Below are 23170 nucleotides of genomic sequence, written 5' to 3'. Positions count from 1 at the left end.
AGCCCAGCCGCTTAGACCCGCCCAATGATCGCGATCGGGCCGCCACCGGCCGGCCCCTGGTGCTCGGCGCCACCGGAAACATAGAGCATCGTGTCACCGATCACGCCGGCCAGCACGCCGCCCACCAGCGCCCGGGCATGGCGGGTCGAATGGATATCGCTGTCGTCCAGCATCGTGTGGCGTCGTCCACGAATCGCGCCCGACGGCGCGGCCTCCGCCTTGGCGAGCACCGCCGCAACGTCCTCGCCGGTCACGCCAAGCCGCCCCAGGATGCGATGCGCCGCCCCGGCATCGATCGCGTCGCGCATCACGTCGTGATCGATCAGCAGGTCGCCGGACCAGCCGTGCGCATTGCCCAGCACCACAATCTCGTTGCGGAGCAGCTCGACGCCCGCCGAGGTGCTGGCCACGCGCGAGTAGAGCGACCAGTCGCGACAGACCGCCTCCTCCGGTGCGTCCCTGACCTCGCCCAGTGCCAGCGCCACACCCAGTGCCGAAGCGCCGCGTGACAGGGCCATCGAATGGTAGGTGTCGTCGGTGGCGGTTGCGGCGCCGCGCTTTGCCGCCTCCTCGATGCGCTCCTTTGTCAGCAGCGGGCATTTGATCTGCACGAAATGCACATCATGCGGCGTGGTGATGCCGGCATCCTTCATGGCCGAAGTCACGGCCGCCGCCGTCTCTTGGATCTGCACCGTGCGGCCGATCTCCTCGGGCTTGAAGGACCGCGTCAAACCGACACCGATGGCCAGCCGCGGCCCCGAAGAGGCCGGTGGCGGCGCGGTCTCGCGACAGAAGACGAGCAGATGCGGCGACAGCCCGCCTTCCGTGCCCCCAGACATCACGATGGCGACCCGCTTCTCGATCTCCGCCAGCGGGCAGCCGAGCGCGCTTGCCAGCACCAGCTTCAAGGCCAGGGTGGCATAGCCGCGGGTGAAATCGTTGACGCAGCCATTGCCCTCGGTCTTGCCGACGATGGCCACGATGGTTGCGGGGTCGAGCTCGCCCGCCTCGATGGCGGCGACGAGCGGAGACGTATCCTGCGGGCCCGCGGTCGGCAGGCGCAGCACCTTTGTCTGGCGACTCATCTCAGGCGGCCTTTCCGGCATCGCTGCCATGCCGCGCCCGACGGCGACGCAGCCAGGTGACCGACAGCAGCGACAGCGCGATGACAAGGAACGAGACGCCCGTAGTCACCGTACCAAGTGCATAGAGCACCGGCGTCGTCACGTTGGTGGTCATTCCGTAAATCTCGAGGGGTAGCGTGTTGAAGGTGCCGGCGGTGTAGAGGCTCCGGGCGAACTCGTCGTAGGACAGCGTGAAGCCGAACAGGCCGACGCCGATCAGGCTCGGCAACAGGATCGGCACCACGACATGCCGGATCGTCTGCCACGAGGTAGCGCCGAGGTCGCGCGCGGCCTCCTCGTAGCGCCGGTCGAAGCGGTTGAAGACGGCGAACATGATGAGCAGGCCGAACGGCAGGGTCCAGGTGAGGTGCGCGCCGAAGGCCGAACTGTACCAGGCAGGATCCCATCCCAGCACACGGTACAGGAGGCCAATGCCCAGGCTGATCAGGATCGAGGGCACGATCAGGCTGGCGATGGCGAGATAGAAGAGGATGCCCGAGCCGCGGAAACGCGAGCGGAAGGCAAGCCCCGCCGAGAAGGAGGCCGCGACCGTCACCAGCATGACAGCGGCACCGAGGATCAATGAGCGCTGCAGCGAGCCCGCGAAGTCGCCCACCATCTGCTTCTCGAACAGGTTTTTGAACCAATGCAGCGAAACGCCGTTCATCGGGAAGGTCAGTCCGCCCCCCGGCCCCTGGAACGACAGGATGAGGATGGTCAGGGTCGGGCCGTAGAGAAACAGCACGAACAGGCAGAAGAAGGCACCGAGGAGCCAGAAGGCGGGGCCGCGCTTGCCGTGCTGCACGTCACAGCTCCTTGCGGATGTCGACGAGGCGCATCATGGCCGCGACGATGAACAGGACCAGCAGGAGCAGCACGACCGCATTGGCTGCGGCGGCGGGATACTGCAGCAGCGACATGGCGTTCGCCATCATCAGGCCCACAGAGGCGCTGAGGCCCCCGCTCATCATCCGCACCGTGACGAAGTCGCCCATCACGATGGTGACGACGAAGATCGAGCCGATGGCGATGCCGGGCTTGCACAGCGGCAGGATGACGTTGACCAGCGTCTGCCAGCCGGTCGCACCGGCGTCGCGTGCCGCTTCGAGCAGGCTGCGGTCGATGCGCATCATCGAGTTGAAGATCGGCACTACCATGAACAGCGTGTAGAGGTGCACATAGGCCAGCACGACCGAGAAGTCGGAATAGAGCAGGAACTCCAGCGGCTCCTTGATCAGGCCGAGGTTCATCAGCGTCGTGTTGGCGAGACCGTGTCGCCCGAGGAACGGGATCCACGAGATCATGCGGATGACGTTGGAGGTCCAGAACGGGATGGTGCAGAGCAGGAACAGCACCGTCTGCATCGTGGGCGAGCGCACGTGGAAGGCCACGAAGTAGGCGACGGTGAAGCCGATCAGGAGGGTCAGCGCCCAGGTGATCAGCGCGAACTGGATCGTCTGCTGGTAGGTCCGCCACGTCACCGGCGAGAGCAACAGCTCCTCGTAGTTCTGCAGCAGGAAGGCCGGGATGATCTGGGTCGTGTTGTAGTCGAAGAAACTCACCACCACGATCGTGGCGATCGGGACAATCAGGAACAGCAGGAACACCAGCGCGAGCGGCGCGACCTGCAGATAGGTGACCCAGGACTTTACGCGGTTCATCAATTCATACCCTCTCCCCCGCTTCGGCACTGTCTAAGCGCCTGTGGGGGAGAGGCAGTTTGAGGAAGTTAAACTCAATATTCGAAATACTCGAAACGGTCAGGCGGCGATGAACTGGTTCCACTTCTGGACCATGTAGCGGTCCTCATCCATCACCGCGTTCCAGCAGGCGACGGCGCCCATGCGGTCGTAGAACGAGCCGCCGTCGCGTACGGCGCCGGCCTTCTCGACGATCTGGCCCTGCGGGTTCTTGATGTCGCCCTGGGCCGGCTTGCCTTCCATCCAGAAGCCCCACTCGTCGGCCGACATGTTGGCCTTGGCCGTTTCCAGCACCGCCGAGTAGTAGCCCTGGCGGTTGAGGAAGGCGCCGACCCAGCCGGACAGGTACCAGTTGATGTAATCGTAGGCCGCATCGAGCTGCGCGCCCTGTAGGTGCTTGGCAAGCGCCAGGCCGCCGCCCCAGGCGCGATAGCCTTCCTTGAGGGGCTGGTAGGTACAGGGCACGCCCTTGCCGCGCACCGCCGAGACCGCCGGCGACCACATCGACTGGATCACCACCTCGCCCGAGGTCATGAGGTTCACCGACTCGTCGAAGGTCTTCCAGAAGGCGCGGAACTGGCCGTCTTTCTTCGTCTTGATCAGGAAATCGATGGTCTTGTCGATCTCCGCCTTGGTCATGTTGCCCTTGTCGCCGTACTTCACGATGCCGGCGGCCTCGCAGATCATCGCGGCGTCCATGATGCCGATCGACGGAATGTTCAGGATCGACGTCTTGCCCTTGAACTTCGGATCGAGGATGTCCTTCCACGAATCGATCTTGCGGCCGACCAGATCGGGCCGGATGCCGAGCGTGTCGGCGTTGTAGATCGTGGGCACGATCGTGAACCACTGGGTCTGGCCCTTGGCGAACTTGGTCGAGCCCGCGCCCTCGACGAAGCTCACGGTGCTGGGCGCCGTGCCCTGGGCGATGACGCTGTCGGCCTTGAGCTTGCCGGTAGTGAAGATCGGCACGATCTTGTCGAAAAGCTTGATCTTCTTGACGTCCATCGCCTGCAGCGTGTTGGCGCCAAAGACCTTCTTGATCATCCAGTATTCGATGTCGCCGATGTCGAAGGAGTTGGGCTGCGTCACGACGCGCTGCACCACCGCATCCGAATCGAGCGCCGTCATCTGCAGCGTGATGCCGAGGTCGGCCTTGCACTTCTCGGCGATCTCGTTGATTGCCGACACGCCGGTGCCGCACTGGCGCAGCACGATGTTCTTGTTGTTCTGCGCCCAGATCACCGGGAAGCCGGTGATCGCGCCGCTGCCGACGGCCGCGCCCGCAATGCCGGCTGCGCCCTTGAGCATCCTGCGGCGGCCGATGCCGCCATTCGATTTCCGAGCCATCTCGTCTTCCCTCCTACAGCCACGACGGCGCGGGGCCGTCTCCCTTACTCAACGGCCGAGCACGTGAACGTCCTCGGCCTTCCACGACAGAATGACGGGCTCGCCGGGCCGCACCGGCGAGGCATCGAAGCGCGCCTCCGACAGGGTCGCCGACAAAGTCTCGAGGCCGACCACGTCGATCCCGACCTGGACGGTCGAGCCGAGATACTCGACGGAGCGGGTGACGCCCTGCAGGGAGGTCACGCCGGCTTCCCCGGACGTGCCGGCCTGCACCGACATGCGGTCGGCGCGAATGGCGACGAATGGCCCCTCGCCCGCCCCGGCGCGAGCAACGGCCGCCGGCAGCACGTTGTGGCCGCCGATGAACTTGGCGACGAAAGCCGACGCCGGGCGGTTGAAGACCTCGCGTGGCGGCGCCGCCTGCTCGATCCTACCGCCGTTCATCACCACGACGAGATCGGCCAGCGCCATCGCCTCGTCCTGGCTGTGCGTCACGTGAATGAAGCTGATGCCGAGACGCGTCTGCAGGCTCTTCAGCTCCTCCCGCATCTTGATGCGCAGGAAGGGATCGAGCGCCGACAGCGGCTCGTCGAGCAACAGGACCTGCGGGTCGGTGATCAGCGCGCGCGCGAGAGCGACCCTCTGTTGCTGGCCGCCGGAAAGCTGCGCCGGCAGGCGGCCGGCATAGGCCTCCATGTGGACCCGCTTCAACATCTCCAGGGCACGCGCCCGGCGCGTGTCCTTGTCGATTCCGCGCATCTTGAGGCTGAAAGCGACATTGTCGGTGCAATCGAGGTGCGGAAAGAGCGCATAGGACTGGAACATCATCGCCGTACCGCGCGCCGCCGGCGGCAGATCCGTTATGTTCTCGTTGCCCAGGATGATGTCGCCCTCGGACGCCTCCTCGTGCCCGGCGACCATGCGGAGCGTCGTTGTCTTGCCGCAGCCACTGGGACCCAGGAGGCAGCAATAGGACCCGGCCGGGATACGCAGGCCGATCGAATCGACCGCCACCGTGTCGCCGTAGCGCTTGGTCAGGGAAACGAGTTCAATGTCCGGCTGCTTGGCCATGCAACCGTGGCAAGCAAGCTGTATGCCAGCGCTGTAAAATTCCCTGGGGACGGAAGTTCAACCGGCACGGCGTTGGCGCGGTCCTTGCTCGATCCGGACCAATGCGAGGCAGAGGGAGGCGGCGATGCGGTTGATCGGCGTGGACGTGGGCGGCACTTTCACTGACCTGGTCTATGCCGATACCGAGGCCGGCCGCACCGCCGTGCACAAGGTCTCGACCACGCCGGACGATCCGTCCCGCGGCGTCGTGCAGGGGCTGATGGCGCTCTGCGACAAGTATTCGATCCCGCGCGAGACCATCGACACGGTGTTCCACGGCACGACCATCGCAACCAATGCGATCCTCGAGCACGACGGTGCCGTCACCGGCATGATCACCACCGGCGGCTATCGCGATATCCTGCACATCGGCCGCCACCAGCGGCCGCAGCACTACTCCATCATGCAGGACATTCCCTGGCAGGACCGGCCGCTGGTGAAGCGGCGCCATCGCAAGACGGTGACGGAGCGGCTGGTGCCGCCGCGCGGCGAGGTGCTGGAGCCGCTCGACGAGGAGGGCGTGCGCCAGGCCGTTCGTGAGCTGAAGGAGGCCGGCGTCCAGGCCATCGCGATCTGCTTCCTCTTTTCCTATCTCGACGCGAGCCACGAGGCGCGCGCCCTCGCGATCGTGCGCGAGGAATATCCGGAGTGCTTCGCCACCACCTCCTCGTCGGTGTCGCCGCAGTTCCGCGAGTTCGAGCGCTTCACGACCACGGCGATGAATGCGTTCGTCGGCCCGAAGGTGCGCAACTACGTGACCCGCCTCGAATCGGAGATCGAGGCCTCGGGCTTCAAGGCCGACCTGCGCATCATGGCTTCCAACGGCGGCGTCGCGACGCCCGGCATGGTGGCCGAGCGGCCGGTGCTGACCCTCCTCTCGGGACCGGCCGCCGGCGTGATCGGCGGCGACTGGGCGGGCGCGCTCTCGGACAAGCGCAACCTCATCACCTTCGATGTCGGCGGCACCTCGGCCGATATCGGCATCGTCACCGAGGGCGGCTTCGGCGAGGCCACGGCGCGCGACACCTGGATCGCGGGCTTTCCCGTGCTGGTGCCGATGATCGACGTGCACACGATCGGTGCCGGCGGCGGCTCCATCGCCTTCGTCGATCAGGCCGGCGCCTTCAAGGTGGGCCCGCGCTCGGCGGGCGCCGTGCCCGGTCCCGCCGCCTATGGACGCGGCGGCACGCGGGCCACGGTGACCGACGCCAACGTCGTGCTGGGGCGGCTCGATGGCGGCAACTTCCTGGGCGGCGGCATGTCGCTCGACGAGGTCGCGGCGCGGCGCGTGATCGGCGAGCTGGCGCGCGAGCTCGAACTCTCGGATCTTGAAGCCGCCGAGGGCGTGATCACCCTGATCAACGCCAACATGGCCAACGCCATCCGCTCCCGCACCGTCCAGAAGGGCATCGATCCGCGCAACTATGCGCTGGTGGCGTTCGGCGGGGCCGGCCCGCTTCATGGCGCAGAAGTGGCCGACATGCTGGGCGTCACGGAGGTGATCGTGCCGCCGCATCCCGGCATCACCTCGGCGGTCGGCCTGCTGATCAGCGACCTGCGCTACGACGCGATCCGCACCTCGTTCCAGGTGTCGGGCGCCGCCGACCTCTTGCGCATCAACGCCGATTTCGACGCCATGGCCAAGGAACTCGCCGGACGTTTCACCGCCGACGGCATCGATCTCTCGAAGGTGACGTTTGAGCGCCGCGGCGATCTTCGGTACGTCGGCCAGGGCTACGAACTCCGGGTCATCTTCCCTGACGGAGTTCTCGACGAGGCGGCCCTCGCCAAGGCCTTCGAGGCCTTCCATGAGGTCCACAAGCGCGAGTACGGTCATCATTTCGCCGACTCGGCCATTGAGATCGTGAACCTGCGCCTCGTGGGAGCGGCCAGCGCCGCGACCATCGCGAAGCCCGCACCGGACGGCGCCCGCTCTCTAAGCAGTGCGACGGTGCGCTCCGGCAACGGGACCTTCCGGGTCGAGGGCAAGCTCGGCGACTACCCGACGACCTTCTACCGCCGCGACCTGCTGCCGATCGGCGAGCGTATCTACGGTCCTGCCATCGTCCTGCAGATGGACACCACCACCGTCGTGCCGCCGCACTTCAGCTTCGAGGCCGACGCGGCCGGCAATCTAGTGATTCGCAAGGAGGCCAAGCAATGAGCCCCGCCACCGCCCGGCAGCCCGCGACCAAGCCTGACCGCATCGACCCTATCACCAGCAGCGTGATCCAGGGCGCGCTGGAGAACATCGCCATCGAGATGGGCTACAAGCTGATGCGCATGAGCTACTCCTCGATCATCCGCGAGTCGGAGGATTTCGGAGCGGCCCTCGTCGATGCGGAAGGCCGTGGCCTGGCTGAATCGGCCCAGTCGACGCCGCTGCAGTCGGGCCCGATCCCTGGTTACGTGCGCGGCATCCAGCGCATCCTGAAGCAGCGCGGCGACACGATCCGGCCGGGCGACGTCATCATGCACAACGACGCCTATTCCGGCGCAAGCCATGGCCCCGACGTGGCCTTCATCGTGCCGGTCTTCGTCCAGGGCCGCCTGATCGCGTTTGCCGCCACCACCGCGCATCATCTCGACATCGGCGCGCTGTCGCCCGGCTCCTGCGGCATCGTCGAAGCGATCGACGCCTATGCCGAGGGCCTGCAGTTCAAGGCGATCAAGGTCTACGACCGCGGCGTCCGGAACGACGCCGTATGGCAGATCGTGCGCGACAATATCCGCGCCTCGGACCTCGTGGTCGGCGACATGGATGCCCAGGTGGCGGCGGCGCGAATCGGCGCGGAGCGCATGGTCGAGCTGGTCGAACGCTACGGGCTGGAGACCTTCGAGCAGGCGTGCGGCGCGCTGATGGATCACGCCGAACGCTTGATGCGGCAGGCGATCGCCAAGCTGCCCGACGGCGTCTATCGCGCCGAGACGGCGATCGACGGCTATCTCGACAGCGACGATCCCACCAAGAAGGAATTGCCCATCGTCGTTACCATCACCAAGAAGGACGATTCCCTGGTGGTCGACCTAACGGGAACAGCGCCGCAGGTGCCCGACCGGCCCATTAACATGCCGCTCGAAGGCACCGCCGACATCGCGATCTGGCTCACCATCCGCTCGGTCCTGCTCGACACCGAGGTGCACGGCCACATCCCGGTCAACGCGGGACTCATCCGGCCCATCACCATCGTGGCGCCCAAGGGCTGCCTCGCCAACCCGACCTTCCCCGCTCCGACCATCGCGCGCTTCTGTCCTGGCAACCAGCTTGCCGACACTGTGATGAAGGCGCTGTCGCAGGCGATGCCCGGCAATGTCTCGGCCGGCATCGGCAATCTCAAGGTCATCGCCTTCTCCGGCCTCAAGGACGAGACACATTGGGTGCACATGGAGATCTTCGAAGGCTCCTATGGCGGGCGGCTGGGCAAGGACGGCATGGACGCCGTCGACACGCTCTACGCCAACACCCGCAACAACCCGATCGAGGACATCGAAACCCATCTGCCGCTGAGGGTGCTGCGCTACGAACTGCGCGAGGACGTGGCCGGCGCCGGCAAATGGCGCGGCGGCCTGGGCTCGGTGCGCGAGTTCGCATTCCTGAGCGACGGCGGCGCCTCGGTCGAGGGCGAAGGCCATCGCTATCGGCCGTGGGGCTTCTTGGGCGGCAGCGAGGGAATGCCGGCCAAGCTCGACCTGATGGTGCCCGGCCACGCCGACCGCGCGCTGCCCTCGAAGGTGCCGCACATGAACATCGCCAAGGACGGCCGCTTCGTCTGCTACGGACCGGCCGGTGGTGGCTATGGCAACCCGATGGAGCGCGATCCGGCCAATGTGGCCGACGACGTGCTCGACGAAGTGATCTCGGTCGAAACGGCGCTCCGCGACTATGGCGTCGTGATCTCGGGCAAGGGCGTCGTCGACGCCGAGGCGACACGGAAGGTGCGAGGCGGCTGACCTCTCGCCACGCCCCGCCGTCTCTTGGCAGGTCCCGCTTTCTCCGCCATCAAGGCGCGATGGACTATCAGCTCAAGGACCGGACCTGCCTGGTGTCCGGCGCCAGTTCGGGCATCGGTGCCGGCGTCGTCAGGCTCCTCGCGCAGCAAGGCGCGCGGGTCGTCGCCACGGCGCGGCGCGCCCAGAAGATCGAGCGCCTCGCCGGTGTGACCGCCATTGCGGGCGACGTCACCGACACGGCCGATCTCGCGCGCATCGCGGCCAAGGCCCACGAGGTGCTGGGCCCGATCGACATTCTGGTGAACTGCGCCGGCGGCTCGCGGCCGACCGGACCGGATGCCGGCGAGGACGTCTGGGAGGAAGCCTTTGCGCTCAATTTCACGGCGGCGCGCCTGCTGACCAAGGCGCTGCTGCCGGCCATGCGGGCGCGCAAATGGGGCCGGGTCGTCAACATCAGCGGCTCCATGGAGCCGCGCGGCCTGAACGCCGCCATCGCGGCCAAAGCCGCATTGCATCTCTGGGCAAAGGGCCTGTCGTGCGACGTGGCGGCCGACGGCGTCACGGTGAACACGATTCAGCCAGGCCGCATCAACAGCGAGCAGATCCTGCAGAAACTCCACCCGACCGAGGCGGCCCGCCGCAGCTTCATCGAGCAAAACATCCCCATCGGGTATTTCGGGGAGCCGGAGGATGTGGCAAACCTCGTCGCCTTTCTTGCCTCCTCGGCGGCGCGCTACATTACGGGCGCGGTCATTCCGGTGGATGGCGGCATGCACTATTTCGCGCACTGACAGCGCCGGGCGGAGGATGGATCTTGCTGAAGTGGCTTCGTCGTTCTGAGCCCAAGGAAGTTCCGGCCGCGACCCTCGGCCAGTTGCAGATCGTCAAGCCCTGGGCTCGCTCCTCATCGTCCGATCCCGCCATCGCCGGCGGCTACATGACGGTGATCAACGAGGGCGAAGCGGACCGGCTTGTCTCCGCTTCCTGCACGGCAGCCCCGACGGTCGACATTCACGCCATCCGGGTCAAGGGACCTGGCCTCGAGATGCGGAAGATGGACGGCGGTCTCGTCATTCCGCCGGCCAATCAGCAGGTCCTCAAGCCGCGCGGCTATCACCTGCTGATGAGCGGCCTCGCCGCGCCGCTGGTGGCCGGCAGCAAACTGCCGGTCACGCTCGTCTTCGAGAAGGCCGGCAGCGTCACCGTGGACTTTGCCGTTGAATCGCCCGGTGCCGTAGGACCCGCGTCTCTCAGCTCCGCGTAATGGGCCCACCGGCCCGCCAGATGCGTCTCGGCGTCTTCGTTCAGACGCCCGGCCATCATGTGGGCGGATGGCGCCATCCCGAAGCCGACGCGCGCACGCCCAATCTGGCGCTGATGCGCCACATCGCGGCCACCGCCGAGGCGGCCAAGTTCGACATGTTCTTTCTGGGCGACGGCTTCGCTACCGGCTACGGCGAGCATCCCTCGACGATCGGCAAGTTCGAGCCGCTCAGCCTGCTCTCCGCCCTCGCCATGGGCACCACGCGACTGGGGCTGGCGGCGACGGCATCGACAACCTATGCCGAGCCCTATCACGTGGCCCGCGGCTTTGCCTCGCTCGACCATCTCTCCGTCGGGCGCGCCGGCTGGAACGTGGTCACGACGGCCTACGCCAAGTCGAGCGCCGTGTTCGGCCGTCCGCATCCGCCGCATGCCGAGCGCTATGCCATGGCGGAGGAATTCGTCGAGGCCTGCCGCCTGCTCTGGGATAGCTGGGACGACGACGCCTTCATCGCCGACAAGAAGGCCGGAGTCTTCGTACGGCCGGGCAGCCTCCACGTCCCCGCCTTCGAGGGGAAGTATTTCTCGGTGCAGGGCGCGCTCAACGTGCCGCGCTCGCCTCAGGGCCATCCGGTGCTGATCCAGGCCGGCTCCTCGGGCCCCGGCCAGGCGCTGGCCGCCCGTATCGCCGATGTGGTGTTCACCGCGCAAAACGACCTTGGCGAAGCGCAGGCCTTCTACAGGAGCGTGAAGGCGCAGCTTGCGACGTACGGCCGGCCCGCGAGCGCCGCCCTGGTCATGCCGGGCGTGATGCCGGTGGTGGGCCGGACCGAGCGCGAGGCCCAGGAGATCTTCGCCGAACTCAATCGCAACATCGACGCGGCGCAGGCCTTCACGGTACTGTCGGAGCGGCTGGGCGCCGACATGTCGGTCCATCCGCTCGACGGGCCGGTCCCCGAGGTGCCCGAGACCGAGCATCTCAAGAGCAGGGCGGCGTTGCTGATCCAGATGGCGCGTCGCGAAAACCTCACGCTGCGCGAGCTCTTCCATCGCGTGGCGGCGGCGCGCGGGCACCTGCTACCCATCGGCACGCCGCTGCAGGTCGCCGACACGCTGGAGACCTGGTTCCGACAGGGCGCGGCAGACGGCTTCAACGTCATGCCGCCCTTCTTCCCGGGCCAGTTCGACGCCTTCGCGCAAGGTGTCGTGCCGATCCTGCAGGAGCGTGGCCTGTTCCGCGCCGATTACACCGGCACGACTTTGCGCGATCATCTCGGGCTGGAGCGGCCCTCCGATTGTCGCCACCGCCGATAGTCTTTTAATATCAACAACTTGAAGCATCTTCCGAAAGTAGATCACATCGACTTCATTCGGCCCTTGCGCCAGACGCCCGGACTCCTGATATAACCGCCTCGAGGGGCCGGTGTGGGCGGAGCAGTCGCCAACCCGGTCAGATCCGGAAGGAAGCAGCCGTAACGAATTCGCTTCGGGTCATGCCGGTCTCTCACCCTGTTCCCCTGCGCGCGCCGACGCGGAGGGCGGGTGGCCCAGGCGCGATGACCGCCGGGCCCAATGTGGCCACGGCGCAGGATAGCGGGTGATCGCCATGGCTCAGGCCACCACGGGCTCGGAAGACCCGGCAGTCCCCTATCGCGTTCTCGCCCGCAAATACCGCCCCGTCGATTTCACGACCCTGGTTGGCCAGGAGGCAATGGTGCGCACCCTGCGCAACGCCATCGCCACCGGCCGCATCGCCCATGCCTTCATGCTCACCGGGGTGCGTGGCGTCGGCAAGACGACGACGGCCCGCATCATCGCCCGTGCCCTGAACTGTGTCGGGCCCGACGGCACCGGCGGGCCCACGGTCGATCCCTGCGGCGTCTGCGACAACTGCAAGGCCATCACCGAGGACCGCCATGTCGACGTGATCGAGATGGACGCGGCCTCGCGGACCGGCATCGACGACGTCCGCGAGCTGATCGAGGGCGTGCGCTATCGCCCGGTCTCCGCCCGCTACAAGGTCTACATCATCGACGAAGTGCACATGCTGTCGGAGAAGGCCTTCAACGCGTTGCTGAAGACGCTGGAAGAGCCGCCGCCGCACGTGAAGTTCCTGTTCGCCACCACCGAGATCCGCAAGGTGCCGGTGACGGTGCTGTCGCGCTGCCAGCGGTTCGACCTGAAGCGGGTGCCGCACGAGACGCTGACCGAGCATTTCGGCAAGATCGCGCAGGCCGAGAAGGTCGAGATTTCGCCCGAGGCCCTGACCCTGCTGGCGCGCGCCGCCGACGGGTCGGTGCGCGACGGTCTCTCCATGCTCGACCAGGCGATCGCCCATGGCGGCGGCGTGGTCGATGCCGCGCAGGTCCGCGACATGCTGGGCCTGGCCGACCGCAGCCGCGTGCTCGAACTCTTCGAGAAGACGATGCGCGGCGATGCGCCGGCGATGATCGCCTCGCTCGGAGAGATGCACGATTCCGGCGCCGATCCCGTGGTCGTGCTGCAGGACCTGCTTGAACTCACGCACTGGGTGACGCGCCTCAAGGTGGCGCCGGAAGCCGCCGCCTCCACGGCCGACAGCGATCGCGCGCAGGGGCTCGCCATGGCCGGCAAGCTTTCCATGGCCTCGCTCACGCGGGCCTGGACGCTGCTGCTCAAGGGCCTGCAGGAAACCCTCGCCGCGCCCTCGCCGTTGCGCGCCGCCGAGATGGCGCTGATCCGGCTCTGCTATGTGGCCGACCTCCCCGCGCCCGGCGACGCGATCAAGATGCTGCAGAATGGCGGCGGTGTTACGGCGGGTGCCTCCGCCCCGGCGATGCCGAGAGGCAATGGCGGTGGCGGCGGGGCGGCGGCGCGTCTCGCGGTCCAGCCGGCCACGGCGGTCGCCGCCCAGCCCGCACCGGCGATGCCGGCCCCGCGCAATTTCACCGAGGTCGTGGCGCTGTTCGAGACCCGCCGCGAGCCGCGTATGGTCCATAGCCTGATGCACCATGTGCACGAGGTGCGCTGCGAGCCGGGCCTGATCGAGTTCCGGCCCGAGCCCAAGGCCCCGGCCGACCTCGCCCCGCGCCTCAGCGAACTGCTGAGCCTGTGGACCGGGCGTCGCTGGATCGCCTCGGTCTCGAGCGCCGAGGGCAAGCCGACGCTCATCCAGCAGAAGGCGGCCAAAGCCGACGACCTGCGCAGCTCCGCCGAGAACAACGAGCTGGTGATGGCCATACTGAAGACATTCCCCGGCGCCAAGCTCGAGGCCGTCAAACGCAAGGGCGAGCAGACATCCATGCTGGGCGAGTTCATCACCGAAGAACCACCTCCCGCCGAGGAATACCCGGCCGACGACGATATCCCGGAAAGCGAGTTCTGAATGTTCGACAAGCTCAAGGACCTTGGCGGCCTGATGCAGCAGGCCCAGCAGATGCAGCAGAAGATGCAGGAGCTGCAGGTGGCGCTCGAGCGCCTGGAGATCGTCGGCTCGTCCGGCGCCGGCCTGGTGAAGGTCACGGTCAACGGCAAGAACGAGACCCGCAAGATCGACATCGACGCCTCGCTGTTCAAGCCCGAGGACAAGGGCGTCGTCGAGGATCTGATCGTGGCCGCCGCCAACGACGCCCGAGCCAAGGTCGAGCAGACCGTGCAGGAGCATATGCGCGGCATCACCGGCGGCCTGCCGTTGCCGCCGGGCTTCAAGCTCTAGCTGCAAAGATGAACGGCCCGGAGATCGAGCGGCTGATCCAGCTCCTCGGCCGCCTGCCGGGCCTGGGGCCGCGCTCGGCCCGACGCGCGGCGCTGCATCTCCTGAAGAAGCGCGAGACGCTGATGCAGCCGCTCGGCGCGGCGCTGGCCGATGCGGCGCGGGCGATCCGGTCCTGCAGCGTCTGCGGCAACCTCGATACGATCGATCCCTGCTCGATCTGCGCCGATCCCCGCCGGGATACCGGACTGATCTGCGTGGTCGAGGATGTCGGCGACCTGTGGGCCATGGAGCGTGGGCGCATCTTTTCGGGCCGCTATCACGTGCTGGGCGGCTCGCTGTCGGCGCTCGACGGGATCGGCCCCGAGGAGCTCAACATCGGCACCCTGGTCGAGCGCGTCTCCGCCGGCGGCGTCCGCGAAGTGATCATGGCGACCAATGCCACCGTCGACGGCCAGACCACGGCGCACTACCTCGCCGAGCGGCTGTCCGACCACGATGTGCCGCTGACGCGGCTGGCGCACGGCGTGCCGGTCGGCGGCGAACTCGACTGGCTCGACGACGGGACGCTCGCCACCGCCTTCAAGGCGCGGCGCGCGCTGTAGTTTTGCCCGCATGAGCGCCGAAACCCTTACCGCCATCGCCATCGCCCTGGGCGCCGGTTGGGCCAGCGGCCTGAACGCCTACGCCGCCGTGCTGGTCCTCGGGATCGCGCAACGTCTCGGCGTGGTCGCCCTGCCGCAGGATCTGCAGGTCCTGGAATCGCCCTGGGTGCTCGGTGTGGCGGCGATCCTGTTCGCGCTCAATTTCCTGGCCGACAAGATCCCCTACGTCGACAGCATCAACGACGTGCTTCAGACCTTTGTGCGCATCCCCGCGGGCATGCTCCTGGCTTATGGCGCCGCCGCCGGCCTCAGTCCGGAGTTTTCGATCATCGCCGGCCTGCTCGGCGGGACGCTCGCGGCCGGGACCCACCTCGCCAAGACCGGATCGCGCGCCCTGATCAACACCTCGCCGGAGCCGTTCTCCAACGTGTTCGCTTCGCTGGGCGAGGACGTCACCGTCCTCGGCGGGCTCACGTTGGCGATCGCCCATCCGATCACTTTTTTGTGCCTCCTGGCCGTGTTCGTGGTGCTCCTGATATGGCTCCTGCCCAAGCTCATACGATTGGCCCTGATACCGTTTCGCCGGCTAACCCGGGGCCTGCAACAGGGGCCCTGACCGCAGGCCCCTCCATCGACCTTTGGCGGAACAACTGACGCTTTCCTTCGCCCGCCCGAAGCGTACACTCACAATCGCAAGCACATGTTCATCCGCCAGAACATCCAGTCCCTTCGGTTCTTCCGCACGACGCCGGCGATGCGCTGTCCGTATCTGCCGCATCGTCTGGAGACCAAACTCGTCACCGAACTGAGCGGGCCGGACGCCATCTCCCAGCACGACACGCTGACCGACGCCGGCTTCCGCCGCTCGCACCACTTCGTCTACAAACCGCTGTGCGACGGTTGCAGAGCCTGTGTTCCGGTGCGCATTCGCGTGCGGGACTTCGAGCCCAGCCGGGCGCAGCGCCGCATCCAGCGCCGGAACGAGCATGTCCATGCCGTCGAGACGCAGGCCCTAGCGACCGGCGAGCAGTTCTCGTTGTTCTCGCGCTATGTCCTGACGCGCCATCGCGACGGCGACATGGCCGACATGGATTTCGACGACTATCGCGCCATGGTCGAGGAGAGCCCGGTCGAAACGGCGATCATCGAGTTCCGGGACGATTCGGCCGATGGTCGGCTGGTCGGCGCCTGCCTCGTCGACTGGCTGTCGAGCGGCGTGTCGGCGGTCTACAGCTTCTTCGATCCGCAGGACCCGCGGCGCGGGCTCGGCACGCACATGATTCTGTGGCTTGCGGCAGCCGCCGCCAAACGCGGCCTGCCCTATGTCTATCTCGGCTACTGGATCGCCGATTCGAGCAAGATGTCCTACAAGCGCTTGTTCCGCCCTTTGGAATCCTTCGGTCCCGATGGATGGACGGAGCTGCCTACGGCGTAGGCAATGTCGTGACGGTGGAGCGTCTTGACGCACCTCGTCCGCATTGCGGATCAATGCAAGCTCTGGCATCGCGCAGCGGACCAAGTTAAGAAAGCCTATCCGTCGGCGAGAACGGATGGGCGGCAAATAATAACTCGCAATCAGGGGAGACGGGATGCGCTCATTGCTGGGATTCAGCGCGCTGATCGACGCGTTAAACGAAAAGATAGGCAATATCTGCAACTGGCTCGTGTTGCTGGCCTGCGTCGTCAGTGCCGGCAACGCCATGGTGCGCTACGCCTATGACACGAGTTCGAACGGCTGGCTCGAAATCCAGTGGTACATGTTCGCCGTCATCGTGATGTTCGGGGCATCCTACACGATGAAGCGGAACGAGCATGTCCGGGTCGACCTCTTCTACATGACCTTGAGCCGCCGCGGGCAGCTCTGGGTCGACATTCTCGGCACGCTGATCTTCCTCCTGCCGACCTGCAGCATCCTGGCCTGGCTGAGCTGGCCGTTCTTCATGCAGTCGTTCAACGTCAACGAGCATTCCTCGAATGCCGGCGGGCTGCTGCGCTGGCCGATCAAGCTGGTGCTTCCCCTGGGCTTCGGCCTGGTCGCCCTGCAGGGCATTTCCGAACTCATCAAGCGGGTGGCCTTCCTCAACGGATATGCCGTGGATAGCCTCGAAGCTCACTACGAGAGGCCCACCCAATGATCCCTCTCGATTATATGCCGCCGCTGATGTTTGGCGGCCTCGTCGTCTTCATGATCATCGGCTACCCGGTCGCCTTCTCGCTCTGCGCCGTCGGCTTCTTCTTCGGGTTCCTGTCGATCGAGATGGGCTACTTCACGATGGCCTTCATGCAGGCCATCCCGGGTCGCGTGTTCGGCAGCATCCTGTCGAACGAGCTGCTGCTCGCCATCCCGTTCTTCACCTTCATGGGCGCCATCCTGGAAAAATGCGGGCTGGCAGAGGACATGCTCGAATCGATGGGCCAGCTGTTCGGCCCCATCAAGGGCGGACTGGGCTATTCGACGATCATCGTGGGCTTCGTCCTCGGCGCCATCACCGGGACCGTGGCCGCGCAGGTCATCGCCATGGCACTGATCACCCTGCCGGTGATGATGCGTTACAAGTACGACATGCGCTACGCGACCGGCGTGCTGGCCGCGTCGGGCACGATCACGCAGCTCGTGCCGCCGTCGCTGGTGCTGATCGTGCTGGCCGACCAGCTCGGCAAGTCGGTGGGCGACATGTATCTCGGCGCCTGGGGCCCCTCGCTGCTGCAGATCGCCCTGTTCGCCGGCTACACCTTCTATCTGACGATCGTGAAGCCGGAGGCCCTGCCGCCGGTGCCGCGGACGCTGTTCGGCAAGGACCTCCTGGTCAAGTGCGCCTGGGGCATCATCCCCGCCGCCGTGCTCATCTTCCTCGTGCTGGGCACCATCATGATGGGCTTGGCGACGCCCACCGAGGCGGGTGCGATGGGCACGATCGGCGCCATCGTCCTGGCGGTGGTGCGCAACGCACCGCTCACCAAGTTCGACCGGCTCATGTTCTTCGGCGGCTGCGCCGCCGCCATCATCGGCGCCCTGATCGGCACGGTCGCCTTCAAGTCCTTCGCCTTCAAGGTCGCCTTCACGGTCATGTTCGCGGCGATCATCTGGCTGTGCTGGCGGGCCTGGCAGCACAAGGAGCTGCGGGACCTGATCGTTCAGGCGTTCCAGGCGACGATGCGCATCACCGCGATGGTGGCCTTCATCCTGGTCGGCGCGACCTGCTTCTCGATCACCTTCCAGGGTGTCGACGGCAACCAGTGGGTCGAACATCTGATGTCGAACCTGCCGGGCGGCGTCTGGGGCTTCCTGATCGTCGTCAACCTGTTCGTCTTCTTCCTGGCCTTCTTCCTCGACTTCTTCGAGATCGCCTTCATCATCATCCCGATGCTGGCGCCGGTCGCGCAGAAGCTGCTCGCACCGGTCGTGGGAGCCGATGCCGCCCTCATCTGGTTCGGCGTCATGCTCTGCGTGAACATGCAGACGTCGTTCATGCACCCGCCCTTCGGTTTCGCGCTGTTCTACCTGCGCAGCGTGGCCCCCAAGGAAGTGAAGAGTTCGGACATCTACTGGGGCTCGATCCCGTGGGTGCTGCTGCAGCTCATCATGGTGGCGATCGTGATCGCGATCCCGCAATCGGTGACCTACTTCCTCGACAAGCCGCACGGCATCGATCCCAGCAAGGTGACGATCGAGATCCAGGCACCGCCGTCGGAAGACTCCGCTCCACCCGTCTTCAAGTAGATCGAAGACACAAAAAAAGCCCCGCCAACCGGCGGGGCTTTTCTCTTGTGGCGCTTCGCTTCGCTCAGCGGCCTTGTGCCGACATCGCGAAGTTGAAATTGTCGAACGTGTTCTCGGCCACGCGGAACCACAGGTTCTCGTCGGAGCGGAACGCCTTCAGGCTCTCGTAGATCTTCTTGAACTTCGGATCCTTTGCCGCCAGCTCGTCGTAGAACTTGTAGGCTTCGTTGAAGCAGGGCTCGAGGACCGAGCGCGGGAACGGCCGCAGCTCCGCACCACCCGCCACCAGCCGGCGCAGCGCCGCCGGATTGCTGGCATCGTACTTGGGCACCATCCAGGACGTCACCAGGCCGGACGCGACCTCGACCATGCTCTGGTAGTTCTTGGGCAGCTTCTCCCAGGCCTGGTTGTTGATGTAGAGCGAGCCGCCGGAGCAGCCTTCCCACCAGCCGGGGTAATAGTAGTACTTGGCGACCTTGTTGAAGCCGAGTTTCTCGTCGTCGTACGGACCGACCCATTCGCAGGCGTCGATCGTGCCCTTCTCCAGCGCGGGATAGATGTCGCCGCCGGCGATCTGCTGCGGCACGACGCCGAGACGCTCCAGGATCAGGCCCGCGAAGCCGCCGACGCGGAACTTCAGGCCCTTCATGTCGTCCATCGACTTGATTTCCTTGCGGAACCAGCCGCCCATCTGGCAGCCCGTGCCGCCGAAGACGAAGGAGCGGAAATTATACTCCTTGTAGAATTCGTTGATCAGCTGATGGCCGCCACCGAAGTACAACCAAGCATAGAGCTGGCGCTGGTTGACCGAGAACGGCAGGCCGGTCTCGAACACGAAGTTCGGGTGCTTGCCGAAATAGTAGTAGGCCGCGGTCTGTCCGGCCTCGACGGTGCCGTTCTGCACCGCATCCGCCACCTGCAGGCCGGGGACGATTTCGCCGGCGGCGAAGGCGCGGACCTGGAACTTGCCGTCGGACATCTCGCCGATGACCTTGGCGAACAGCTCGGAGCCGCCGTACAGCGTGTCGAGCGACTTGGGGAAGCTCGACGTCAGACGCCACTTCACTTCCGGCATGCTCTGGGCAATCGCCGGTGCGGCAATCGTCGTCGCCGCTGCAACTCCCGCGGCACCAACGCCCGCCGTCCTGATGAATTTCCTGCGCTGCATTTTTCTGTTTCCTCCCGCGGTTGCCTTCATGGCCCCCTTCAGTGATTGCAACACTGGCATGCGAAATTGGATTTGAAAAGCGTCCGGATGCCGGAAATTCCTTAAAAATATGCAATCTTCAGCCGTGAATTGAGTCTGTCCGGGCAATAAAAAGCCCCGCCGAAGCGGGGCTTTCGAGCGGCAGACCGGCTGGTCCTAAAGCTTGTTAGCGGCCGACTGGCGCGCCATGAAGTTGTCGAACGTGTTTTCGGCCACACGGAACCAGAGAACTTCTTCGTTCCGGAAGGGCTTCCAGGAATCGTAGACCTTCTTGAATTTCGGATTCTTGGAAATGGTCTCGGCGTAGAGTTCGTTGGCGGCGCCGAAGCACGCTTCCATGACCGATTGCGGGAACGGCAGGAACTTCGTTCCTGCGGCCACGAGCTCGCGCAGCGCGCGCGGGTTCTGGGCGTCGTACTTGGCGACCGACCAGCTCACCGTGTCGCCCGAAGCCACCGCGATCGCCTCCTTGTACATCGGCGGCAGCGCATCGAACGCCTTATCGCCGCAGTAGAGCGACAGGGCGGCGCAACCTTCCCACCAGCCAGGGTAGTAGTAATACGGCGCGACCTTGTTGAAGCCGAGCTTCTGGTCGTCGTACGGGCCGACCCATTCGGCGGCATCGATCGTGCCCTTCTCCAGCGCCGGGTAGATGTCGCCGCCGGCGATCTGCTGCGGCACCACGCCGAGCTTCGCCATCACCTGGCCGGCAAAGCCGCCGATGCGCATCTTCACGCCCTTCATGTCCTCGGGCGTCTTGATCTCCTTGCGCCACCATCCGCCCATCTGAGCGCCGGTATGGCTCATCAGGAACGAGGTCATCTTGTATTCCTTGTAGAACTCCCGCATCAGCTCGAGGCCGCCGCCGAAGTAGACCCACGCATTGTGCTGGCGGGTGTTGAGGCCGAACGGCAGTGCCGTATCGAAGGCGAAGGTCGGATCCTTGCCGACATAGTAGTAGGCCGCCGTGTGGCCGCACTCGACGGTCTCGTTCTGGACGGCGTCGACGACCTGCAGGCCCGGGACGATTTCGCCGGCCGCGAAGACACGAATCTGGAACTTATTGTCGGTCAGGGCCGCGACCCGCTTGGCGAAGTACTCGCCGGCGCCGTAGATCGTGTCGAGTGACTTGGGGAAGCTCGACGCCATGCGCCACTTCACCTCCGGCATCGACTGGGCAACCGCCGGAGCGGCCAGGACGCCGGCTGCGGCGACCGTCGCACCGCCGACGCCGGCCGTGCGAATGAATTTGCGACGTTGCATATGGAATATCCCCCTAAAGTCTCTTGCTTATGATCGCCTCTTCTGCAGGGCGAACTACCTTGTTGGTGGCGGTTTATCGCATAGCGCAACGGCGATGAAAAGCATGTGCAGGCGGGCGGCAGACAAAAGAAAACCCCGCCGAAGCGGGGTTTTCACGTGTCTCCGGGGAGTAAACCCTAGAGCTTGTTGGCGGCCGACTGTCGCGCCATGAAGTTGTCCATCGTGTTTTCGGCAACGCGGAACCACAGCACCTCTTCGGCGCGGAAGGGCTTCCACGATTCGAAGATCTTCTTCCACTTCGGGTTCTTCTCGTTGAGCGAGGCGAACACCTCGTTGGTCGCGTTGTAGCAGGCCTCGAGTACGGGTGCCGAGAACGGCAGCAGCTTGGTGCCGGAGGCAACGAGCTCGCGCACAGCCTTCGGGTTCTGCGCATCGTACTTCGACAGCATCGAAGTGTGCGCCTTGGCGGCGGCAGCCTCGACGATCGCCTGGTACGACTTCGGCAGCTCCGCCCACTTGGCCAGATTCACGTAGGCCGAGAGCTGCGGACCGGCTTCCCACCAGCCGGGATAGTAGTAGTTCGGCGCGACCTTGTTGAAGCCGAGCTTCTGGTCATCGTACGGGCCGACCCACTCGGCGGCATCGATCGTGCCCTTCTCCAGTGCCGGGTAGATGTCGCCGCCGGCGATCTGCTGCGGCACCACGCCGAGCTTCGTCAGGACTTCGCCGGCAAAGCCGCTGACGCGGAACTTCAGGCCCTTGAGGTCATCGACGGTCTTGATCTCCTTGCGGAACCAGCCGCCCATCTGGGCGCCGGTGTTGCCGCACGGGATCGAGTGGATGTTGTAGTCCTTGAAGAACTCGTTCATCAGCTGGCGGCCGTTGCCCCAGTTCCACCAGGCGTCCTGCTGGCGCGCGTTCAGGCCGAACGGCACCGCGCAATCGAGCGCGAAGGTCAGGTCCTTCCCGACGTAATAGTAAGACGCGGTATGGCCCATCTCGACAGTGCCGTTCTGGACGGCGTCGGCGACCTGGAGGCCGGGGACGATCTCACCCGCGGCGAACAGACGGATCTGGAACTTTCCGTCGGTGGCATCGGACACGTACTTCGTGAAGAGCTCGCCGGAGCCGAAGATCGTGTCGAGCGACTTCGGGAAGCTCGACGCCATGCGCCACTTCAGCTCGGGCGACGACTGGGCAATGGCCGGCGCGGCCAGCGCGCCGGTGGCGGCGACGGCGGCGGTGCCGACACCGGCCGTACGGATGAACTTGCGACGTTGCATGAAACTAGGACTCCCAGCTCGTGTTGCAGGACGACACCGGATGCCGCCTGATTTGCGCGGCTTATGACACGCGCGCTGCATCGGAAGAAAGGCTCAACGCATGAGCAATAGCGTGAGCGCCAATGCGCCCACTGCAATGCGGTACCAGGCAAAAACGGTAAACCCGTGGCGGCTGATGAAACGCACGAAGGCGCGGACCACGATCATCGCCGACACGAAGGCGGCGGCGAACCCAAGGGCGATCACGCCGCCATGGTCCCAGCTCAACGACGACCAGTTCTTGTAGAGATCGTAGACTGTCGCCCCCAACATTGTGGGCATGGCGAGGAAAAAAGAGAACTCGGCAGCCGTTGCACGGTCCACGCGGAATATGCGAGCGCCCATGATCGTGGCGCCCGAGCGCGAGACGCCGGGGATCATCGCCACACACTGGCAGAGACCGATGTAGAGGGCAGTCTTCAGGTCGACTTCATCGAGGCTCTTGATGCGCGGCCTCTGCGCAAAGCGCTCGATCAGCAGGATCGCGATGCCGCCCACGATCAGGGCGATGGCGACAACCCACGGGCTGAACAACACCGACTTGATGTATTTATGAGCCGCCACGCCGATGATCACCGCCGGCAGGAAAGCCACCAGGATGGCCACCGTGAACCGGGTCGCCTGCTTGTCGCGCTCCAGCACGCCCATCGCGGTCGTCCAGATCTTCGCGCGATAAAGAAGGCAGACGGCGAGGATCGCGCCGAGCTGGATCACGATCTCGAACACCTTGCCCGGCGGCCCCTCGAAATGGAGCAGTTCCTCGGCGAGGATGATGTGGCCCGTCGACGAGACAGGGAGGAACTCGGTGAGACCTTCGATAACGCCGATCAGCAGCGCCTTCCAGATCAGCGTCAGGTCCATTC

General features: G+C 65.6%; 21 protein-coding genes and 1 other RNA gene. 13 read left to right on the top strand and 9 right to left on the bottom strand.

Annotated elements, in window-relative coordinates:
- Positions 1-11: 11 nt before the first annotated feature.
- From ACQY78_RS25945 to ACQY78_RS25925, 5 genes are all read right to left on the bottom strand, one after another.
- Positions 12-1085, bottom strand: coding sequence for a ring-opening amidohydrolase (locus ACQY78_RS25945; protein WP_428680661.1), 1074 nt, complete (start codon positions 1083-1085; stop codon positions 12-14).
- A 1-nt stretch (position 1086) separates the two neighbouring features.
- Complete coding sequence (locus ACQY78_RS25940) at positions 1087-1929, bottom strand: ABC transporter permease (protein ID WP_428680658.1); 843 nt, start codon at positions 1927-1929, stop codon at positions 1087-1089.
- Between the two features lies 1 nt (position 1930).
- A complete protein-coding gene (locus tag ACQY78_RS25935; RefSeq protein WP_425066670.1) occupies positions 1931-2785 on the bottom strand; it encodes an ABC transporter permease in 855 nt (284 codons plus the stop codon).
- A gap of 99 nt (positions 2786-2884) precedes the next feature.
- The gene (locus ACQY78_RS25930) at positions 2885-4174 is read right to left on the bottom strand and encodes an ABC transporter substrate-binding protein (protein ID WP_428680653.1); all 1290 of its coding nucleotides are present in this window, start codon (positions 4172-4174) and stop codon (positions 2885-2887) included.
- A gap of 48 nt (positions 4175-4222) precedes the next feature.
- On the bottom strand, positions 4223-5245 hold the full coding sequence (locus ACQY78_RS25925) for an ABC transporter ATP-binding protein (protein WP_428680650.1): 1023 nt from the start codon (positions 5243-5245) through the stop codon (positions 4223-4225).
- A 124-nt stretch (positions 5246-5369) separates the two neighbouring features.
- Here ACQY78_RS25925 and ACQY78_RS25920 point away from each other — a divergent pair, with 124 nt between their 5' ends.
- The 13 genes from ACQY78_RS25920 (at position 5370) to ACQY78_RS25860 (ending at position 18515) form a co-directional block, all read left to right on the top strand.
- Positions 5370-7448, top strand: a complete 2079-nt coding sequence (locus tag ACQY78_RS25920; protein ID WP_428680647.1) for a hydantoinase/oxoprolinase family protein — start codon at positions 5370-5372, stop codon at positions 7446-7448.
- Positions 7445-9235 carry a hydantoinase B/oxoprolinase family protein gene (locus ACQY78_RS25915; protein ID WP_428680644.1) on the top strand — a complete coding sequence of 597 codons (1791 nt, stop codon included), beginning with the start codon at positions 7445-7447 and terminating at the stop codon, positions 9233-9235. Before ACQY78_RS25920 ends, ACQY78_RS25915 begins: the two co-directional genes overlap by 4 nt.
- A gap of 59 nt (positions 9236-9294) precedes the next feature.
- The gene (locus ACQY78_RS25910) at positions 9295-10026 is read left to right on the top strand and encodes an SDR family NAD(P)-dependent oxidoreductase (RefSeq protein WP_428680641.1); all 732 of its coding nucleotides are present in this window, start codon (positions 9295-9297) and stop codon (positions 10024-10026) included.
- A 23-nt stretch (positions 10027-10049) separates the two neighbouring features.
- Positions 10050-10499: a copper chaperone PCu(A)C gene (locus ACQY78_RS25905; RefSeq protein WP_428680638.1), complete on the top strand. Its 450-nt coding sequence runs from the start codon at positions 10050-10052 to the stop codon at positions 10497-10499.
- On the top strand, positions 10499-11812 hold the full coding sequence (locus tag ACQY78_RS25900) for an LLM class flavin-dependent oxidoreductase (RefSeq protein WP_428680635.1): 1314 nt from the start codon (positions 10499-10501) through the stop codon (positions 11810-11812). Before ACQY78_RS25905 ends, ACQY78_RS25900 begins: the two co-directional genes overlap by 1 nt.
- 100 nt (positions 11813-11912) lie before the next feature.
- Positions 11913-12007, top strand: an RNA gene (gene ffs / locus ACQY78_RS25895) — signal recognition particle sRNA small type.
- Between the two features lie 97 nt (positions 12008-12104).
- Complete coding sequence (locus ACQY78_RS25890) at positions 12105-13862, top strand: DNA polymerase III subunit gamma/tau (protein WP_428680632.1); 1758 nt, start codon at positions 12105-12107, stop codon at positions 13860-13862.
- Positions 13863-14192 (top strand): YbaB/EbfC family nucleoid-associated protein, encoded by a 330-nt coding sequence (locus ACQY78_RS25885; RefSeq protein WP_428680629.1) that lies wholly within the window; start codon positions 13863-13865, stop codon positions 14190-14192. It abuts the gene before it with no gap.
- An 8-nt stretch (positions 14193-14200) separates the two neighbouring features.
- Positions 14201-14794, top strand: coding sequence for a recombination mediator RecR (recR, locus tag ACQY78_RS25880; RefSeq protein ID WP_428680626.1), 594 nt, complete (start codon positions 14201-14203; stop codon positions 14792-14794).
- A gap of 10 nt (positions 14795-14804) precedes the next feature.
- On the top strand, positions 14805-15410 hold the full coding sequence (locus ACQY78_RS25875; protein ID WP_428680623.1) for a DUF4126 domain-containing protein: 606 nt from the start codon (positions 14805-14807) through the stop codon (positions 15408-15410).
- 84 nt (positions 15411-15494) lie between these two features.
- Positions 15495-16229, top strand: coding sequence for an arginyltransferase (locus tag ACQY78_RS25870; protein ID WP_428680620.1), 735 nt, complete (start codon positions 15495-15497; stop codon positions 16227-16229).
- A gap of 154 nt (positions 16230-16383) precedes the next feature.
- The gene (locus tag ACQY78_RS25865) at positions 16384-16929 is read left to right on the top strand and encodes a TRAP transporter small permease subunit (protein ID WP_428680617.1); all 546 of its coding nucleotides are present in this window, start codon (positions 16384-16386) and stop codon (positions 16927-16929) included.
- Positions 16926-18515, top strand: a complete 1590-nt coding sequence (locus tag ACQY78_RS25860; protein WP_428680614.1) for a TRAP transporter large permease — start codon at positions 16926-16928, stop codon at positions 18513-18515. Before ACQY78_RS25865 ends, ACQY78_RS25860 begins: the two co-directional genes overlap by 4 nt.
- Positions 18516-18579: 64 nt before the next feature.
- Here ACQY78_RS25860 and ACQY78_RS25855 read toward each other — a convergent pair whose 3' ends face one another.
- The 4 genes from ACQY78_RS25855 to ACQY78_RS25840 all read right to left on the bottom strand — a co-directional run bounded on the left by ACQY78_RS25855 (position 18580) and on the right by ACQY78_RS25840 (position 23168).
- Positions 18580-19683: a TRAP transporter substrate-binding protein gene (locus tag ACQY78_RS25855; RefSeq protein ID WP_428680611.1), complete on the bottom strand. Its 1104-nt coding sequence runs from the start codon at positions 19681-19683 to the stop codon at positions 18580-18582.
- A 195-nt stretch (positions 19684-19878) separates the two neighbouring features.
- Positions 19879-20985, bottom strand: a complete 1107-nt coding sequence (locus tag ACQY78_RS25850; protein WP_428680608.1) for a TRAP transporter substrate-binding protein — start codon at positions 20983-20985, stop codon at positions 19879-19881.
- Positions 20986-21161: 176 nt separating this feature from the next.
- Positions 21162-22268 carry a TRAP transporter substrate-binding protein gene (locus tag ACQY78_RS25845; protein ID WP_428680605.1) on the bottom strand — a complete coding sequence of 369 codons (1107 nt, stop codon included), beginning with the start codon at positions 22266-22268 and terminating at the stop codon, positions 21162-21164.
- 93 nt (positions 22269-22361) lie between these two features.
- Positions 22362-23168, bottom strand: a complete 807-nt coding sequence (locus ACQY78_RS25840; RefSeq protein ID WP_428680602.1) for an undecaprenyl-diphosphate phosphatase — start codon at positions 23166-23168, stop codon at positions 22362-22364.
- Between the last annotated feature and the right edge of the window lie 2 nt (positions 23169-23170).

Source organism: Reyranella sp. (assembly GCF_965279625.1).
Taxonomy (GTDB): domain Bacteria; phylum Pseudomonadota; class Alphaproteobacteria; order Reyranellales; family Reyranellaceae; genus Reyranella.
Note: the sequence above shows the minus strand (reverse complement) of the source record. Positions and strands in the feature narration are given on the sequence as shown.

Coding starts and splice junctions, on each gene's coding strand:
- ACQY78_RS25945 (WP_428680661.1), bottom strand. CDS start 1,085: ATGAGTCGCCAGACAAAGGTGCTGCGCCTGCCGACCGCGGGCCCGCAG.
- ACQY78_RS25935 (WP_425066670.1), bottom strand. CDS start 2,785: ATGAACCGCGTAAAGTCCTGGGTCACCTATCTGCAGGTCGCGCCGCTC.
- ACQY78_RS25930 (WP_428680653.1), bottom strand. CDS start 4,174: ATGGCTCGGAAATCGAATGGCGGCATCGGCCGCCGCAGGATGCTCAAG.
- ACQY78_RS25925 (WP_428680650.1), bottom strand. CDS start 5,245: ATGGCCAAGCAGCCGGACATTGAACTCGTTTCCCTGACCAAGCGCTAC.
- ACQY78_RS25920 (WP_428680647.1), top strand. CDS start 5,370: ATGCGGTTGATCGGCGTGGACGTGGGCGGCACTTTCACTGACCTGGTC.
- ACQY78_RS25915 (WP_428680644.1), top strand. CDS start 7,445: ATGAGCCCCGCCACCGCCCGGCAGCCCGCGACCAAGCCTGACCGCATC.
- ACQY78_RS25910 (WP_428680641.1), top strand. CDS start 9,295: ATGGACTATCAGCTCAAGGACCGGACCTGCCTGGTGTCCGGCGCCAGT.
- ACQY78_RS25900 (WP_428680635.1), top strand. CDS start 10,499: ATGGGCCCACCGGCCCGCCAGATGCGTCTCGGCGTCTTCGTTCAGACG.
- ACQY78_RS25890 (WP_428680632.1), top strand. CDS start 12,105: ATGGCTCAGGCCACCACGGGCTCGGAAGACCCGGCAGTCCCCTATCGC.
- ACQY78_RS25885 (WP_428680629.1), top strand. CDS start 13,863: ATGTTCGACAAGCTCAAGGACCTTGGCGGCCTGATGCAGCAGGCCCAG.
- recR (WP_428680626.1), top strand. CDS start 14,201: ATGAACGGCCCGGAGATCGAGCGGCTGATCCAGCTCCTCGGCCGCCTG.
- ACQY78_RS25875 (WP_428680623.1), top strand. CDS start 14,805: ATGAGCGCCGAAACCCTTACCGCCATCGCCATCGCCCTGGGCGCCGGT.
- ACQY78_RS25870 (WP_428680620.1), top strand. CDS start 15,495: ATGTTCATCCGCCAGAACATCCAGTCCCTTCGGTTCTTCCGCACGACG.
- ACQY78_RS25865 (WP_428680617.1), top strand. CDS start 16,384: ATGCGCTCATTGCTGGGATTCAGCGCGCTGATCGACGCGTTAAACGAA.
- ACQY78_RS25860 (WP_428680614.1), top strand. CDS start 16,926: ATGATCCCTCTCGATTATATGCCGCCGCTGATGTTTGGCGGCCTCGTC.
- ACQY78_RS25855 (WP_428680611.1), bottom strand. CDS start 19,683: ATGCAGCGCAGGAAATTCATCAGGACGGCGGGCGTTGGTGCCGCGGGA.
- ACQY78_RS25850 (WP_428680608.1), bottom strand. CDS start 20,985: ATGCAACGTCGCAAATTCATTCGCACGGCCGGCGTCGGCGGTGCGACG.
- ACQY78_RS25845 (WP_428680605.1), bottom strand. CDS start 22,268: ATGCAACGTCGCAAGTTCATCCGTACGGCCGGTGTCGGCACCGCCGCC.
- ACQY78_RS25840 (WP_428680602.1), bottom strand. CDS start 23,168: ATGGACCTGACGCTGATCTGGAAGGCGCTGCTGATCGGCGTTATCGAA.